We start from the raw sequence: 14,372 nt of genomic DNA on the forward strand, positions 1-14,372 counted from the left end.
GGCACCGCCGCGGGCTCGCCCGCCCGGCGTGTCCGGTCCGGGGCGGTCCGGGCGGTCCGGGCGGTCCGGGCGGTCCGGGAGGGGAACTCGGCCAGGGGGCCCGGCCGTACGAGTAGATGAGTGACCGGCCGCCGGGCCGGGCCCGGTACGGTGGCGGGGCGCCGCCGCGCCGGGCCACCGGACGGCCGGCGGACTCCGTCCGCGACCCCGGGAAGGACCCGCTCCGAGTGAAGCTGCTTCGCCTCCGCCTGCTCATCGGCATCACCGCCGCCACGACGGCGCTGTCCTGGGCCGGCTCCAAGCTGTGGGCCTCCCTGGACACGCTGCCGGCCGTGCCGGGCGCGGCTCCGGTGGTGCTGGCGGCGGTGGCGGTGATCCTGCTGGCGACCGCGCTCTCGCTGCGCTCGCGGCTGAAGGCGGTGCGCGAGCGGCAGCCCGGCGCGAAGGGCGTCGACCCGCTGCTGGCCGCCCGGGCCGTGGTGCTGGGGCAGGCCAGCGCGCTGGTCTCGGCGGTGGTCACCGGCATCTACGCGGGTGCCGGGATCTACCTGCTCGGCGAGCTGGACGTGTCCGCCCGCAAGGACCAGGCCGTCACGGCCGGGCTCGCGGTGCTGGCGGGGGCCGCGGTGATCGCGGCGGCGCTGTGGATCCAGCACGTGTGCAAGCTGCCCGAGAACCACGACGATCCGGGCGGTCCGGCGGCCACCCACCGCTGAGCTGGGATTTCCCGGTGATCTTGAGTGAAATGCCGGGTACGTTCGGTAGAACTTGCGCACTGTCAAGGGCCGAAGCGGGCCCTGGGCTGACAGAGCCCCAATTCGCACGCTAGTTTCTTGGCATGTCTCGCGGACGCCACCGTCATTCCTCCGTCCTCGGCCGGATCTTTCCCCCCACCGCCGCCGGCGTGCTTCTCGTCGCCGCGCTGGCCGCCCTGCTCTTCAGTCAGGACACCGTCCTGGTGCGTTCGGTGGGCGTCGCGGCCGTGATCGCGACGCTCGGCTTCGCGCTGCTGCTGCGCCAGCGGGACAAGACGGCCCGGGCGGCCGCCGAGGTGTCCGCCGCGCAGCGGCTGCGGGCCGAGGAGCGGTTCGAGGAGCAGCTGGCCGAGGCCGAGTACGCGGCGGAGGTCGCCGAGGAGCGGGCCACCCGCTTCGGGCGCCGGCTGACGGCGGAGAAGTCGCGGCTGGCGAAGGCCGAGACGGAGACCGCCCGGCTGCTGCGGGAGCGGGCCGTGATGGTGGCCGAGCAGGCGCTCAAGGAGGCCGAGGCGGCCCAGCGGGCGCTGGCCGCGAGCCGGCCCAAGTACCCGGCCAGCCCGGCCGCGTTCGTCCGCGCCGGGGCCGTGCTGCGGCTGCTGGCGCGGCGGGCGGCCGAGCGGGAGGCGCAGTGGGCGCGGACGGCGGGCGCGGAGGTCGCCCTGCGCGAGCCCGCGGCGGGGCCGCGGATCGCCGTGGCCGCCCCGGCCGCGCCGGCGCCCGCCCCGGCCGCGCCGGCGCCCGCCCCGGCCGCGCCGGCGCCCGCCCCGGCCGCGCCGGCGCCCGCGGCGCCCGCGCCGGTGGCGGTGCCGGCGCCGGTGGCGCCCTCGGTGCCCACCCCGGCTCCCGCGCCGGTGGCCGAGGCTCCGGAGCGGCTCGCGCCGGTGCCGTCCGCGCCGGTGCGCCCGGAACTGACCGCGACGGTCGGGCGGCTCGGCCGGGCGTCGAGCGTGTCGGCGCCGGTCGCCCCCGCTTCGACCGGCTCCGCGCCGAACGTCCCGGTGCGGGCGGTGCCCGCGGCGGTGGAGCGGCAGCGTCCGCGGCCGGCGCAGGCCGGGCAGGGGCGCGGGCAGGGCTTCAGCTTCTTCGGCCGCACTCCCGGTGCGGCCGTCCGGGCCGCGGCCCCGGCGCCGGCGGTGGGCAGCGTCGCCGAGCTGGGCGAGCGGGCCGACCTGGCGGACGTGGTGGGCGACGAGGCGGTCGCCGCGAAGGCGAAGGCCGAGGCGGCCGGACGGCCGGTGGAGGCGCCGGAGCCGGGCGAGCAGGCGGCGGGCGTGCCGGAGGTGGTCGACCTGACGCCGGAGGACGAGACCGAGCTGATCCAGCTGCCGGAGCTGCGCGCCTCGCGCTGAGCCCGGGCGGACACGCGGACGGCGCGGGAGGCCTGGGCCTCCCGCGCCGTCGCGTTCCCGGGAGTGCGTCCGCCCGGGGCCGGTCGGACCGGGGTGGGTCAGATCTGGACGCCGAAGTCCTGGGCGATGCCGGCCAGGCCGGAGGCGTAGCCCTGGCCGACCGCGCGGAACTTCCACTCGCCGCTGTTGCGGTAGAGCTCGCCGAAGATCATCGCGGTCTCGGTGGCCGCGTCCTCGGAGAGGTCGTAGCGGGCGATCTCGGCGCCGCCGGCAGCGTTCACCACGCGGATGTAGGCGTTGCGGACCTGGCCGAAGTTCTGGCCGCGGGCGGTGCCGTCGTAGATGGTCACCGGGAAGGTGATCTTGACGGCCTCGGCGGGCAGGCCGGCCAGGTCGACGTCGATCGACTCGTCGTCGCCCGCGCCCTCGCCGGTGCGGTTGTCGCCGGTGTGCACGACGGTGTCGTCCGGGGTGCTGGTGTTGTTGAAGAACACGAAGTGCGCGTTGGTGAGCACCTTGCCGTCCGCGTTCAAGACGATCGCGCTGGCGTCGAGGTCGAATTCGGCGCCGGTGGTGGTGCGGACGTCCCAGCCCAGGCCGACCCGGATCGCGGCCAGGCCGGGGGCCTCCTTGGTCAGCGAGACGTTGCCACCCTTGGTGAGGCTCACAGGCATGACGGTTGCAGTCCCTTCGATCGCATTTCGCGGTTTTCCGGGACAACGCGGATCTTCGGCGGCTTGGTTCCGTGCCGACCGGTAAATCTCCGCCCGGCGGCATTTCCGGGCGAGTGGTGCGGGCGTCAACAGTGGGCAAAGTCCGGGCAATGCGCTGGTCAGATCCGGCGGAACCGGCCCTGCAGCGACCAGATGGCCGGGTTGTCGGCCAGGTCCGGGTGCATGTCGAACAGATCGGCGAGGGTGTCCTGCAGGAAGTCCCGGGCCTCGCGCCGGAGTTCGTCGTGCCGGACGACGGCGGGCGGCTCGTCCGGCAGCCAGGTCGCGCTGATCTCGACCCAGTTGAAGCGGCGGGCGAAGCGCAGCAGCTCGGTGTTCTGGGTGAAGTCGAGGTCGGCGGTCTGCACCCGGGCGGCGCGGCTGCCGGCCGGGTCCTGGTCCAGCTGCTCGGCGATGTCGCACAGCGCCCAGGCGAAATCCAGGACGGGCACCCAGCTCCAGGCGGTGGACAGTTCGGCGCCCTCGGCGTCCAGGTAGACGTCGCCGCAGAACAGGTCGTACCGCAGCGCGTGGACGGAGGCGGTGCGGTAGTCCGTCTGCGGGGGGTCGGGGAAGCGGTTGGAGAGGGAGTAGCCGAGCTCGATCACGTAGGCCATTGTCGGGGCTCGGGGGCCGTCCGGGTAACCGGCCTGCCCCGAGCCGGTTCGTCGGCGCCGGGCCGGGAGGGCCCGGAGGCGGGCGGGCGGGGTGCTGATAACCGGGTGACCCCGGCGGTCCGGCGCGGGATGATGGGCGCATGCCTGAGCCCATCCGCGTACGGGGGTCGGTGGTCGTCCCCGACGCCGAGCTCGTCTGGCGCTTCTCCCGTTCCTCCGGCCCCGGTGGCCAGCACGTCAACACTTCCGACTCCAAGGTCGAGCTGCGCTTCGACCTGGTGTCCTCGAAGGCGCTGCCCGAGGTGTGGCGCGAGCGCGCCCTGGAGCGGCTGGCGGGCCGGCTGGTGGACGGCCGGGTGCTGGTGATCCAGGCCTCGGAGTTCCGCTCGCAGTGGCGCAACCGGGAGGCGGCCGCGGCCCGGCTGGCGGCGGTGCTGGGCGAGGCGTGCGCGCCTCCGCCGAAGGCCCGGCGGGCGACCAGGCCGAGCCGGGGGATGGTCGAGCGGCGGCTGTCCAACAAGCGGCACCGCTCCGAGCTCAAGCAGGGGCGCCAGGCGCCGCGCGGCGAGTAGCGGGCGCCGGCTCAGCCGAGGGTGCGGTAGCCGCCGCGGAAGTAGAGCAGCGGGCGGCCGCCCGGGTCGGGGACGACGGCTTCCAGGACGCGGCCGACCAGCAGGGTGTGGTCGCCCGCGGCTATCCGCTGCTCGGTGCGGCACTCGACGGTGGCGAGCGCGCCCTCGATCAGCGGGGCGCCGGTGTGCGGGCCGCGGCGGTGCGGGGTGTCCGCGAACAGCAGCCGGTCGCTGAGCCGGCCCTTCATGGCGAAGCGGGAGCCGATGGTCTTCTGCCCCTCGGTGAGGACCGAGACCGCCCAGCTGTCCGCCCGGGAGAGTACCTCGTCCATCCGGGAGTCCTCGCGCACCGAGATCAGCACCAGCGGCGGCTCCAGCGACACGGAGAGGAAGGACGTGGCGGTCATGCCGACGTCCTCGCCGTCCTCCGGATCGTGGACGGTCACCAGGCTCACGCCGGCGGCGAGCTGGGAGAGTGCTGCCCGGAACTCGTCGGGCGTGGCGTGGGAGGCAGCTTCGGGCTGCGGGGACGGGTACACGTACCGCACGGTAGTCGTCGCTCCGGTGGGGCGGTATCGGGCCCTGGTCGTAGGACCACCGGCGCAGTCGCGCGGTCACGGCGAGTGGCGGAGGTCACCCTCAGGAGTGAAGGGAGGGGCCTGCCGGGCGGCAGTGGGCTTCAGCAGGCCGTCCGTGCGGTCGACCAGGGGAAATGTTCCGATAGCGCTTGATGCCCGCTATGGGGCGGATGAACTGATTAAGGGTGCATTAGTGTCGTGTGATTTAAGTCACAAGTGGTGGCCTATTGCTGACCGAGCGTGCCGAACGCTGTGCTCCCTGTGATTCAGTTCTTCTGGCAATCGGACGATAACCAATCAAGAACTATCCGAAGCAGCCGGGGAGCCCCCGCATGGAAGCCGAGTCGGAGCCGTACGTCCGTCTCGCGACCCTCCGCACCTTGCACCGGGTCGTGGCGGACCTCAACGCTGCCCGCAGCCTGGCGGGCACGCTGCAGGCCGTCGTCGAAGGCGCGGTGCACGGACTCGGATTCGACGCCGCCGCGGTGAGCCTGGTGCGGCCGGACGGCGACCTGGTGGTGGCGGCCGTCTGGGAGCTGGAGGAGAGCACCATGGGCGGCCCGTCCGTGCTGCTCGGCCAGGTCGGCTCCCGGGAGTCCTGGGACCGGCTGCTCGGCGTCAGCGACCACTGGGGCACCCTCCGCTTCCTCCCGTACGACCGCGGCTGGGCCGTCGCCAGCGACATCCCGCGCTGGATCGGGGACGGACCGATGCCCGTCTACGCCAACGACTGGCACCCCGCGGACGGGCTGCTCGCCCCGATGTACAGCGCCGGCGGCGACCTGCTCGGCGTGCTCTCGGTGGACCGCCCGCGCAGCGGCAAGCGGCCCGGCGCGTGGACCCGCGAGGCGCTGGAGATGTTCTCGCTGCAGGCCTCCATCGCGATCGGCAACGCCCGCCTGCGGGCCGAGATGCAGCGCGCGCTCGCCCGGCTGGAGAAGGAGCAGCAGGCGCTGCGGGCCAGCGAGGAGAGCTTCCGCCAGGCCTTCGAGTACGCGCCCAGCGGGATGGCCATCACCGAGCTGCACGGCGCCGGGCGCGGCCAGCTGACCAGGGTCAACGACGCGCTCTGCCGGCTGCTCGGCCGCCCGCGCGCGGTGCTGCGCCAGCAGAGCTTCGCCGACCTGGTGCACCCGGAGGACCGGGCCCTGCTGGAGCGCACCAGTGCCGAGAGCGGCCGGGCGGAGCTGCGGCTGTCCCGGCGGGACGGCGGCTACCAGTGGGTCTGTCTGCGCAACTCGATCGTGGCGGACGCGGCCGAGGGCCCGAGCTTCCTGCTCACCCACGTCGAGGACATCGAGGACCGCAAGCGGCACGAGCTGCAGCTCGCCCACCGGGCCAGCCACGACGCGCTCACCGGCCTGCCCAACGGCGCCGAACTCAAGGCCCGGCTGGCCCGCCGGCTGTGCGCCGAGGTGCCCACGGGCGCGCCGGTCGGCGCCGCCGCGAGCCCGGCCGAGCCGGCGTACCAGCCGGCGTACGGCTACCAGGCGGACTACCCGGCCGACTCGTACAGCGCGCACGCGGCCTACGACGGGTTGGAGGGCGCGGACCCGTACGGCGGGGCGGGGCACGACTACGGGGCGGCGGACGGGCGGCCGCTCGCCGACCTGCCGCCGGGCTACGGGGAGCACGTGCACGCGGTCGTCCCGGACGACCACGCGCCGGGCGGCGAGGCCTGGTCGGCGCCGTTCCGCGGGGCCGCGGCGCCGGCCGACAAGGGCCTCGCGGTGATCTTCTGCGACCTGGACGGCTTCAAGTCGATCAACGACCGGTTCGGGCACAACGCGGGCGACTCGGTGCTGGTCGAGGTCGCCCGGCGGCTCAGCGGCGCCGTCCGGGACGGCGACACGGTGGCCCGGCTCGGCGGCGACGAGTTCGTGGTGCTCGCGGACGGTATCGGGCGCGAGGAGGCCAAGGACCTCGCCCACCGGCTGCGCAACGCGATCATCCCGCCGATGCGGATCGACGGGCGGGGGATGCGGGTCGGGGTGAGCCTCGGGATCGGCTGGGCCGGCTGCGGGATGAGCATCGAGGAGGTGCTGCACACCGCGGACGAGCGGATGTACGACGAGAAGCGGGCGCGCGGCGGGGCGGTGCGCGGGGCGCGGGGCGAGCGTTCGCACCGGCGCGCGGGCTAGGCGCGCGGCCCGGGCGCGGGGCGCTTCGGTGGGCCGGGGTTGCGTCGGGGGCGCGCAGGTTACCCACGAGTTGTCAAGGGTTCTTTCCCCGTCGTCAGGTACGGCAGGTAGGGTTCGCGGGAACGACAGCGTCCACGATCCGCACGGCCGGCCCGAAGCCCGGCGGTGCGCACCGGATGGGGGAGTAGAGCACCGTGACGACCGCCGGCAGCAACGGAGTGCCCGAGGGCCAGGGGGGCGGTGCCCCGCAGGACGACGACCCGTTCGGCTACCTGTACCGCCCGGCCGAGGGTGCGCCCGCGCAGCCCGGCGAGCCGCAGCAGGGCGTGCCCCGGACGTCGTACAACCGCCCGATGGAGGTCGGCCGCGCGCAGTACGGCCAGCACTACCAGCAGGGCGGGCCGCAGCGCGGGCAGCAGCCGCCGTACCAGCAGCAGGCCCCCTACCAGCAGCAGGGCGGGCAGCAGCAGTACCCGCCGCAGCAGCAGTCCGAGTACGGCGCCGCGCCGACCCAGCAGACCCGCTACGCCGAGCACTCCCGGCCGCAGCCGGGGGACGAGCGGCCGAGCAGCGGGCGGAGCCGGGGCGCGGTGATCGGTGCGGTCGCCGTGGTCGCGGCGATCGCCATCGGGGCCGGGATCGCGCTGTCCACCGGGGATCCGGACGGCGACAAGAACGCCAAGGGCGGCACCACGACCGCCGCGCCGCCGGCCCCGACCAGCGCGTCGGCGAGCTCCACCGGCACGCCGTCCGCGGCGCCCTCGGCGAGCGCGACCTCCGGGCCGTCGACCGTGGACGCCAACCAGCTGCAGGCGCAGAACGCGCCGTCCGGCAACACCGTCAAGGGCGCGAAGTCCGCGGACGGCAGCTACCTGACGCTGCAGCAGGGCGGCACGGTGACCTGGAACGGCCAGGTCGCGGCGGCCGGGACGTACAAGCTGACGATCCACTACAACAACCCCGGCGCGGACGCGAAGGGCGCGGCGGCGGTCAACGGCAAGGACTGGCCGAGCGGCGTCACGTACCGGAACTACAACGCGGGCAAGGACCCGGCGTCCTCGTGGTTCACCACGTTCATACTCCCGCAGCTCCAGGCGGGCCAGAACAGCGTCACCTTCATGGCGCCGGGCGGCGCCTCGGTGCTGATCGACCAGATCACCGTCGAGCCGAGCAGCTGACGACGGCTCCGGACGCGCGACGGCCGCCCTCCCCTACGGGGACGGGCGGCCGTCGCGTGTCTGCGTGTCTGCGCGTCTTCGCGGCGGCTGTCAGGCGGGCTTGACGGTGGCGAAGGCGTCGCCGCCGCGGACCCACCGGCCGTGGCGCATGACGGCGACCAGGTCGTAGCCCGTGGAGTCGACGACGACCAGGTCGGCGAGCTTGCCGGTCTCCAGGGAGCCGGTGCGGTCGGCGAGGCCGAGCAGTCGGGCGGGGGTGGTGCTGAGCGACTCGACGGCCTGGTTCAGGCTCAGCCGGTTGACCGTCACCGAGCGCTTGAAGGCGACGTCCAGGGTGAGGGTGGAGCCGGCGATGGAGCCGCCCTCGACGAGGCGGGCGACGCCGTCCTCGACCTGGACCTGGAGCGGGCCGAGGGGGTAGAGGCCGTCGCCCATGCCGGCGGCGCCCATGGCGTCGGTGATCAGGGCGACGCGGTCGGCGCCGGCGGTGCCGTAGGCGAGGTCGAGGACGGAGGGGTGCAGGTGGACGCCGTCGTTGATCAGCTCGACGGTGACCCGCTCGTCCTCCAGCAGGGCGACGATCGGGCCGGGTGCGCGGTGGGCGATGCCGGGCATGGCGTTGAACAGGTGGGTGGCGACGGTGGCGCCGGCGTCGACGGCGGCCAGGGTGGTGGCGTAGTCGGAGTCGGTGTGGCCGACCGCGGCGATGACGCCGAGGTCGGCGAGCATGCGCACCGAGTCGAGGCCGCCGGGCAGTTCGGGGGCGAGGGTGACCATCCTGGCGTGGCCGCGGGCGGCGTCGACGAGCTTGCGCACCAGTGTCGGGTCCGGGTCGCGCAGCAGGTCGGGGCGGTGGGCGCCGCAGCGGCCCGGCGAGATGAACGGGCCTTCGAAGTGGATGCCGGCCAGCACGCCGTCCTCGACGAGTTCGGACAGGACGGCGGCCTGTCGGGCGACCTCGTCGATCTCGCCGGTGACCGTGGAGGCCATCGTGGTGGTGGTGCCGTGTTCCAGGTGGGTGCGGGCCGCGCGCAGGGCTTCTTCGGCGATGCCGGAGGCGTAGGAGGCTCCGCCGCCGCCGTGGACGTGCAGGTCGACGAAGCCGGGGACGACGGTGTACCCGGTGAGGTCGAGGTCGCCGGGCTCGGTCTCGCCGCCGAGGCCGGCGATGCGGTCTCCCTCGATGCTGAGGCGGTCGCCCTCGACGACGCCGCCGGGCAGGACCAGGCGGGCGCCGGCCAGGGCAGTACGGTCACGGTCCGCGGTGGTCACGCGGTCACCTCCAAGGTGAGCAGATCCCAGGCGAGCAGGCCCGCGCCGAGGGATGCGGCGGTGTCCTTGAGCATGGCGGGTACGACCTTCGGGGGCATCTGGAAGGTCAGGCGCTCGGTGACCGCCGCGCGCAGCGGGGTGAAGAGCGTGTCCCCGGCCTCGGCCAGCCCGCCGCCGACGATCACGGTGGACGGGTCGAGCAGGCTCTGGGCCAGCACGATGCCGTCCGCCAGGGCGTCGACGGCCCGCTGCCAGACCGCGAGCGCGCGGTCGTCCCCGGCGTCCACCGCGGCGGCGCAGGATGCTGCGTCGGCGTCGGGGTCGCCGCTGGCCTCGGCCCAGGCGCGGGAGACGGCGGAGGCGGAGGCCAGGGTCTCCAGGCAGCCGCGGGCGCCGCAGCCGCACCGGGGGCCGCCGGGGCGGACCACGACGTGGCCGATCTCGCCGCCGTAGCCGTGCGCGCCGGCCTCGATCCGGCCGTCGATGCCGATGGCGCCGGCGATGCCGGTGCCGAGGGCGATGAACAGGAAACGGCCCACGCCCCGGCCGGCGCCGAGCCGGCCCTCGGCGAGGCCGCCGGAGCGCACGTCGTGGCCGAGCGCCACCGGGATCGCGGGGCCGCCGGGGCCGGCCAGGCGCTCGCCGAGCAGCTTGCGCAGCGGGAGGTCGCGCCAGCCGAGGTTCGCCGAGTAGACCGCGATGCCGTTCTTCTCGTCGATCGTGCCCGGGACGGCGACGCCGGCGGCGAGCGGGGCGACGCCGAAGCGGGCCCGGCCCTCGTCCGCGAGGTCGGCGGCGAAGTCGAGGATGGCGGCGACGACGGCGTCCGTGCCGTGCTCCCGCCCGGTCGGTCGGCGTGCTTCGAACAGCACGGAGCCGTCCTGGGCGAGCAGCGCGGCCTTCATGCCGGTGCCGCCTACATCGAGTGCGATGACGTGCTTCACGGGGGACAGTTTCCCTTGGCCGGGTCGAAGAGGTCTAGTCCAGTTGTCGGATTGGTCTGGTCCATGATGGGTGAGCTTTGTCGCAGCCGCGACGGATCCGCGGGCCTTCGTGCCGGGGGCTCCGGAGCGCGTTCCGGTCGGCCGTCGTTCACCTGGTGTTGCGCATCGTGCAATGACCCTCCGCAGTTCGGTAACTACTCGGTGGGCACCCCCGAGTGGTGTGGACCACTGCGCGGTGGATTTGGCAGTGTTGCGTTCCCCCCTGTCGGATTCACCGGTCTTCCCGGTCCGGCCGCGTTCCTCCCCCCGAAGGCGGTACCCGCGTTGAACAGGCGCGCCCACGTTTCCGTTCGTGTGCTCGGCACCTCGCTGGCCGGAGCACTGGTGCTCACCGCGGTCAGCGCCTGCGGCGTGCAGGGCGACGGCAAGGTGACCCTCAAGCTGGTCGCCGCCGACTACGGGGAGAACGCCGAGACCAGCTCCAAGCACTACTGGGACGAGGTCGCCAAGGCCTTCACGGCGGCCAACCCCGACATCAAGGTCGACGTCGAGGTCGACAGCTGGACGGACATCGGCAAGAAGGTCGACGACATGATCGCGGCCGGGAAGTCCCCCGACCTGCTGCAGACCGGCGGCTTCGCCGACCAGGTCGCCGCGGAGCGGCTGTACCCGGCGGCGGACGTGCTCTCGATGGACACCCAGGCCAAGTTCCTGGACAACTTCGCCCACGCCGGCCAGGTGCTCGGGACGCAGTACGGCATTCCGTTCGTGTCCTCCTCGCGCGTGCTGTTCTACAACAAGAACGTCTTCCGCCAGGCCGGCATCACGCAGCCGCCGACCACCTGGAACGAGCTGCGGCAGGCGGCCGAGAAGATCAAGGCCAAGGTGCCCGGCGTGACCCCGTACGGTCTGCCGCTGGGCCCGGAGGAGGCGCCCGCCGAGTCGATGCTGTGGACGCTGAGCGGCGGCGGAAGCCTCTCCGACGACGTCGGCAACTACACCATCGACAGCACGCAGAACCAGGCGACCTTCAACTGGCTGAAGAGCAACCTGGTGAGCACCGGACTGACCTACCCCGAGCCCGGCAAGATGAACCGCACGCCGGTGTTCCAGGACTTCGTGTCCGGGAAGGTCGCGATGCTGAACGGGCACCCGACGCTGCTGCGGATGGCCGCCGCCGGGAAGATCGACTTCGGGACGGCGCCGATCCCCAAGAAGGACGGCGTCGGCAAGACCGGCAGCCTCGGCGTCGCCGACTGGATGATGGCGTTCAAGGCCAACGGGCACAAGAACGAGATCAAGAAGTTCATCAGCTTCGTCTACAACAAGGACAACCAGCTGAAGTTCGACGAGCAGTACAACCTGCTGCCCGTCACCCAGGACGCGTTCAGCCAGATGACCACCGATCCGAAGCACGAGGACCTCAAGCAGTTCGCGTCCGGGCTGACCAACGCCAGCTTCTACCCGTTCGGGGACCCGGCCTGGGGCGACGTCAGCAACCGGATCAAGACCGGGATCGGGCAGGCGGTGACCGGGGACCCGAAGCAGGTGCTCACGGAGCTCCAGGACGCGGCGGTCAAGGAGACCGCCCGGGTCCGGAAGCAGTAGCGGGGGCCGTGCCTGTCGGCGGCCGGCGCGAGAATGGCACTCCGGGCCGAGACGGAGGAGTGCTGCGGTGGGCGAGCTGACCGAGCGGGACCGCGCGGTGCTGGCGCTGGAAGGGCGGCAGTGGCGTACGGCCGGGGCCAAGGAGCGGGCGATCCGGGAGGAGCTGGGGCTCTCGTCGACCCGCTACTACCAGCTGCTGAACGCCCTGCTGGACCGCGAGGAGGCGCTGGCCCACGCGCCGGTCCTGGTGAACCGGCTGCGCCGGGTCCGGGAGGCCCGGCGGGCCGCGCGGTAGCCGCCGCCGGCCGCGGGGTATGGCCTGGGCATGGGATTCGAGGAGACGTGGACGCCGGCCACCGCGGCCGGGCGGGACGGTGTGCGGGCGATCCTGGCGGCGCCGGGGGACGCCGTGATCGCGCTCGACTTCGACGGGACACTGGCGCCGATCGTGGCCGATCCGAGCGCGGCGCGGGCGCACCCCGGGGTGCTGGAGGCCCTGCGCGGGCTGGCCTCGGCGGTGGGGGCCGTGGCGGTGGTGACCGGCCGGCCGGCCGGGCTGGCCGTGGAGTACGGGGGCCTGGCCGGGGTGCCCGGCGTGGTGGTGCTGGGGCACTACGGCGCCGAGCGCTGGGAGGACGGCGAGCTGTCGGCGCCGCCGGTGCATCCCGGGGTGGCCCGGGCGCGGGCGGCCCTGCCGGACGTCCTGGCCGCGGTGGGGGCGCCCGAGGGGACCTGGGTGGAGGACAAGGGCCGCTCGCTGGCGGTGCACACCCGGCGGACGGCGGCGCCGGAGCGGGCGCTGGAGCTGCTGCGCGCGCCGGTGGGCGAACTGGCCGCCGCGCACGGGCTGGTGGTGGAGCCGGGGCGGCTGGTGCTGGAGCTGCGGCCGCCGGGGGTGGACAAGGGGGCGGCGCTGACCGGCTTCCTGCGGGAGCGCGGCGCCCGTGCGGTGCTCTACGCGGGGGACGACCTGGGGGACCTGGCGGCCTTCGCCGCGGTGGAGGAACTGCGCGGCGAGGGCCTGGCCGGCGTACTGGTGTGCGCCGGGGCGGTCGGGGACACGCCGGTGCGCGAACTCGCCGACCGGGCGGACGTGGTGGTCGAGGGGCCCGAGGGCGTGGTGGAGCTGCTGAGCGACCTGGGGGAGGCGGTCAGAGCGCGTTGAGCTGGTCGAGGAACCACTGCTGCGGGGGGAGCGCGGTGGCCGCCGCCGCCAGGCGCTTGGTGCGGTCGGCGCGCTCCCCGGCGGGCATGGTGAGGCCGGCGTGCAGGGCGTCGGCGGTGGCGATGACGTCGTACGGGTTGACGCTCAGCGCGTCCTCGGCGAGCTCGGCGTGGGCGCCGGCCTCGCGGGAGAGGACGAGGGCGCAGCCGCGGTCGGAGACGACCGGCACCTCCTTGGCGACCAGGTTCATGCCGTCCCGGATGGGGTTGACCAGGGCGACGTCGGCCAGCCGGTAGGCGGCCAGCGAGCGCGGGAAGTCGTCGTCGACGTGCAGGATCAGCGGCTGCCAGCCGGGGGTGGCGAACTCGGCGTCGATCTCCTCGGCGAGCCGCCGGACGGCGGCCGTGTACGCGCGGTACTCGGCGAGGTCGGTGCGCGAGGGGTAGGCGAAGGCGATGTGCACCACCCGGTCGTGCCACTCGGGGCGGGTGCGGAGCAGGTGCCGGTAGGCCTGGAGGCCGCGGACGATGTTCTTGCTCAGTTCGGTGCGGTCGACCCGGACGATGGTGCGGCGCTCGCCGACGGCCGTGCGCAGGGCGGCGAGGCGCTCGTCGACGTCGGGGCGGTGGGCGCGTTCGCGCAGGAAGTCGGCGTCGGCGCCGAGGGCGTGCACGCCGAGGCGGGTGGTGCGGCCCTCGTGCGTGACGGTGAGCGCGTCGTGGTCGACGGCGGCACCGAGGACGGCCTCGCAGCAGGCGGCGAAGGCGCGGGCCCAGCGCTCGGTGAGGAAGCCGGCCCGGTCGGCGCCGAGGATGCCGGTGAGCACGGCCCGGGCGACGTCGTCGGGCAGCAGCCGGTAGTACTCGGGCGGGGCCCAGGGGGTGTGCGAGAAGTGGCCGATCCGCAGGTCGGGGCGCCGGGCCCGGAGCAGGGCCGGGGCCAGCGAGAGGTGGTAGTCCTGCACCAGCACGGCGGCGCCGGGGGCGGCCTCGGCGGCCAGCGCCTCGGCGAAGGCCGCGTTGTAGGCCTGGTAGGCGGCCCACTCGGTGCGGAAGTCGGCGTCGAAGGCGGGCGCGGTGGGCGTCGCGTAGAGCAGGTGGTGGACGAACCAGAGGGTGGAGTTGGCGACGCCGTTGTAGGCGCGGGCGAAGGTCTCGGGGTCGATGTCGAGCATCCGGACGGCCTGGCCGCCGACGTCGTGGCCGGCCAGGTCGAGGCGGCCTTGGGGGGCCTCGCGGGCGGCTCTGCGGTCGGCGTCGCCGAGGGCGGCGCAGACCCAGACGGCGTTCGGGTCCTCGATGGCGGAGAGGCCGGAGACCAGGCCGCCGCCGCCGCGGCGCAGGGTCAGCGTGCCGTCGTCGGCGGTGCCGAAGGACACCGGTCCCCGGTTGGAGGCCACCAGGACGGGGGCGGTTCCGGTCGTACTCGAACGTTCGGTCGTGAGATCGCCCATGGTTGGGATGTTGCCGTCGTTCGG

At 74.4% G+C, this 14,372-nt stretch carries 14 protein-coding genes; 8 read left to right on the plus strand and 6 right to left on the minus strand.

Annotated elements, in window-relative coordinates:
- Window positions 1-227 precede the first annotated feature (227 nt).
- Together ACPC54_RS10300 and ACPC54_RS10305 are read left to right on the plus strand one after the other, a co-directional pair.
- Complete coding sequence (locus ACPC54_RS10300) at window positions 228-716, plus strand: DUF3180 domain-containing protein (protein ID WP_498963310.1); 489 nt, start codon at window positions 228-230, stop codon at window positions 714-716.
- 122 nt (window positions 717-838) lie between these two features.
- Window positions 839-2,107, plus strand: a complete 1,269-nt coding sequence (locus tag ACPC54_RS10305) for a hypothetical protein (protein ID WP_498963312.1) — start codon at window positions 839-841, stop codon at window positions 2,105-2,107.
- A 98-nt stretch (window positions 2,108-2,205) separates the two neighbouring features.
- Here ACPC54_RS10305 and ACPC54_RS10310 read toward each other — a convergent pair whose 3' ends face one another.
- Both ACPC54_RS10310 and ACPC54_RS10315 read right to left on the minus strand, forming a co-directional pair.
- Window positions 2,206-2,781 (minus strand): TerD family protein, encoded by a 576-nt coding sequence (locus ACPC54_RS10310; RefSeq protein WP_498963314.1) that lies wholly within the window; start codon window positions 2,779-2,781, stop codon window positions 2,206-2,208.
- A 158-nt stretch (window positions 2,782-2,939) separates the two neighbouring features.
- Window positions 2,940-3,437 (minus strand): hypothetical protein, encoded by a 498-nt coding sequence (locus tag ACPC54_RS10315; protein ID WP_498963316.1) that lies wholly within the window; start codon window positions 3,435-3,437, stop codon window positions 2,940-2,942.
- Window positions 3,438-3,577: 140 nt separating this feature from the next.
- Here ACPC54_RS10315 and arfB point away from each other — a divergent pair, with 140 nt between their 5' ends.
- Window positions 3,578-4,009: an alternative ribosome rescue aminoacyl-tRNA hydrolase ArfB gene (gene arfB / locus ACPC54_RS10320; protein ID WP_498963318.1), complete on the plus strand. Its 432-nt coding sequence runs from the start codon at window positions 3,578-3,580 to the stop codon at window positions 4,007-4,009.
- Between the two features lie 11 nt (window positions 4,010-4,020).
- Here arfB and ACPC54_RS10325 read toward each other — a convergent pair whose 3' ends face one another.
- Window positions 4,021-4,548, minus strand: coding sequence for a flavin reductase family protein (locus tag ACPC54_RS10325; RefSeq protein ID WP_498963320.1), 528 nt, complete (start codon window positions 4,546-4,548; stop codon window positions 4,021-4,023).
- 371 nt (window positions 4,549-4,919) lie between these two features.
- On the opposite strand from ACPC54_RS10325, the gene ACPC54_RS10330 reads away from it, so the two are divergent.
- Both ACPC54_RS10330 and ACPC54_RS10335 read left to right on the plus strand, forming a co-directional pair.
- Complete coding sequence (locus ACPC54_RS10330; protein WP_498963322.1) at window positions 4,920-6,728, plus strand: GGDEF domain-containing protein; 1,809 nt, start codon at window positions 4,920-4,922, stop codon at window positions 6,726-6,728.
- Between the two features lie 194 nt (window positions 6,729-6,922).
- Complete coding sequence (locus ACPC54_RS10335; protein WP_498963324.1) at window positions 6,923-7,906, plus strand: carbohydrate-binding protein; 984 nt, start codon at window positions 6,923-6,925, stop codon at window positions 7,904-7,906.
- 90 nt (window positions 7,907-7,996) lie between these two features.
- Here ACPC54_RS10335 and nagA read toward each other — a convergent pair whose 3' ends face one another.
- Together nagA and ACPC54_RS10345 are read right to left on the minus strand one after the other, a co-directional pair.
- Window positions 7,997-9,178 carry an N-acetylglucosamine-6-phosphate deacetylase gene (nagA, locus tag ACPC54_RS10340; RefSeq protein ID WP_498963326.1) on the minus strand — a complete coding sequence of 394 codons (1,182 nt, stop codon included), beginning with the start codon at window positions 9,176-9,178 and terminating at the stop codon, window positions 7,997-7,999.
- Window positions 9,175-10,122: an ROK family protein gene (locus tag ACPC54_RS10345; RefSeq protein ID WP_498963328.1), complete on the minus strand. Its 948-nt coding sequence runs from the start codon at window positions 10,120-10,122 to the stop codon at window positions 9,175-9,177. Before ACPC54_RS10345 ends, nagA begins: the two co-directional genes overlap by 4 nt.
- A 354-nt stretch (window positions 10,123-10,476) precedes the next feature.
- Between ACPC54_RS10345 and ACPC54_RS10350 the strand changes: the two genes are divergently transcribed.
- The 3 genes from ACPC54_RS10350 to otsB all read left to right on the plus strand — a co-directional run bounded on the left by ACPC54_RS10350 (window position 10,477) and on the right by otsB (window position 12,895).
- Entirely contained in the window at window positions 10,477-11,730 is a 1,254-nt protein-coding gene (locus ACPC54_RS10350) for an extracellular solute-binding protein (RefSeq protein ID WP_498963330.1), read from the plus strand.
- Window positions 11,731-11,797: 67 nt separating this feature from the next.
- A complete protein-coding gene (locus ACPC54_RS10355; protein ID WP_498963332.1) occupies window positions 11,798-12,025 on the plus strand; it encodes a DUF3263 domain-containing protein in 228 nt (75 codons plus the stop codon).
- A gap of 30 nt (window positions 12,026-12,055) precedes the next feature.
- The gene (gene otsB / locus ACPC54_RS10360; protein ID WP_498963334.1) at window positions 12,056-12,895 is read left to right on the plus strand and encodes a trehalose-phosphatase; all 840 of its coding nucleotides are present in this window, start codon (window positions 12,056-12,058) and stop codon (window positions 12,893-12,895) included.
- Here the strand turns inward: otsB and ACPC54_RS10365 are convergent.
- Window positions 12,882-14,348 (minus strand): alpha,alpha-trehalose-phosphate synthase (UDP-forming), encoded by a 1,467-nt coding sequence (locus tag ACPC54_RS10365; protein WP_498963336.1) that lies wholly within the window; start codon window positions 14,346-14,348, stop codon window positions 12,882-12,884. The two genes, otsB and ACPC54_RS10365, sit on opposite strands and share 14 nt — an antisense overlap.
- Between the last annotated feature and the right edge of the window lie 24 nt (window positions 14,349-14,372).

The sequence above is a fragment of the Kitasatospora sp. NPDC094028 genome (assembly GCF_049543595.1).
Classification (GTDB): domain Bacteria; phylum Actinomycetota; class Actinomycetes; order Streptomycetales; family Streptomycetaceae; genus Kitasatospora.

What these genes read in the sequence shown, in the direction of transcription:
- ACPC54_RS10305 (WP_498963312.1), top strand. Translation starts at nt 839, where the DNA reads ATGTCTCGCGGACGCCACCGTCATTCCTCCGTCCTCGGCCGGATCTTT.
- otsB (WP_498963334.1), top strand. Translation starts at nt 12,056, where the DNA reads ATGGGATTCGAGGAGACGTGGACGCCGGCCACCGCGGCCGGGCGGGAC.
- ACPC54_RS10310 (WP_498963314.1), bottom strand. Translation starts at nt 2,781, where the DNA reads ATGCCTGTGAGCCTCACCAAGGGTGGCAACGTCTCGCTGACCAAGGAG.
- arfB (WP_498963318.1), top strand. Translation starts at nt 3,578, where the DNA reads ATGCCTGAGCCCATCCGCGTACGGGGGTCGGTGGTCGTCCCCGACGCC.
- ACPC54_RS10315 (WP_498963316.1), bottom strand. Translation starts at nt 3,437, where the DNA reads ATGGCCTACGTGATCGAGCTCGGCTACTCCCTCTCCAACCGCTTCCCC.
- ACPC54_RS10365 (WP_498963336.1), bottom strand. Translation starts at nt 14,348, where the DNA reads ATGGGCGATCTCACGACCGAACGTTCGAGTACGACCGGAACCGCCCCC.
- ACPC54_RS10330 (WP_498963322.1), top strand. Translation starts at nt 4,920, where the DNA reads ATGGAAGCCGAGTCGGAGCCGTACGTCCGTCTCGCGACCCTCCGCACC.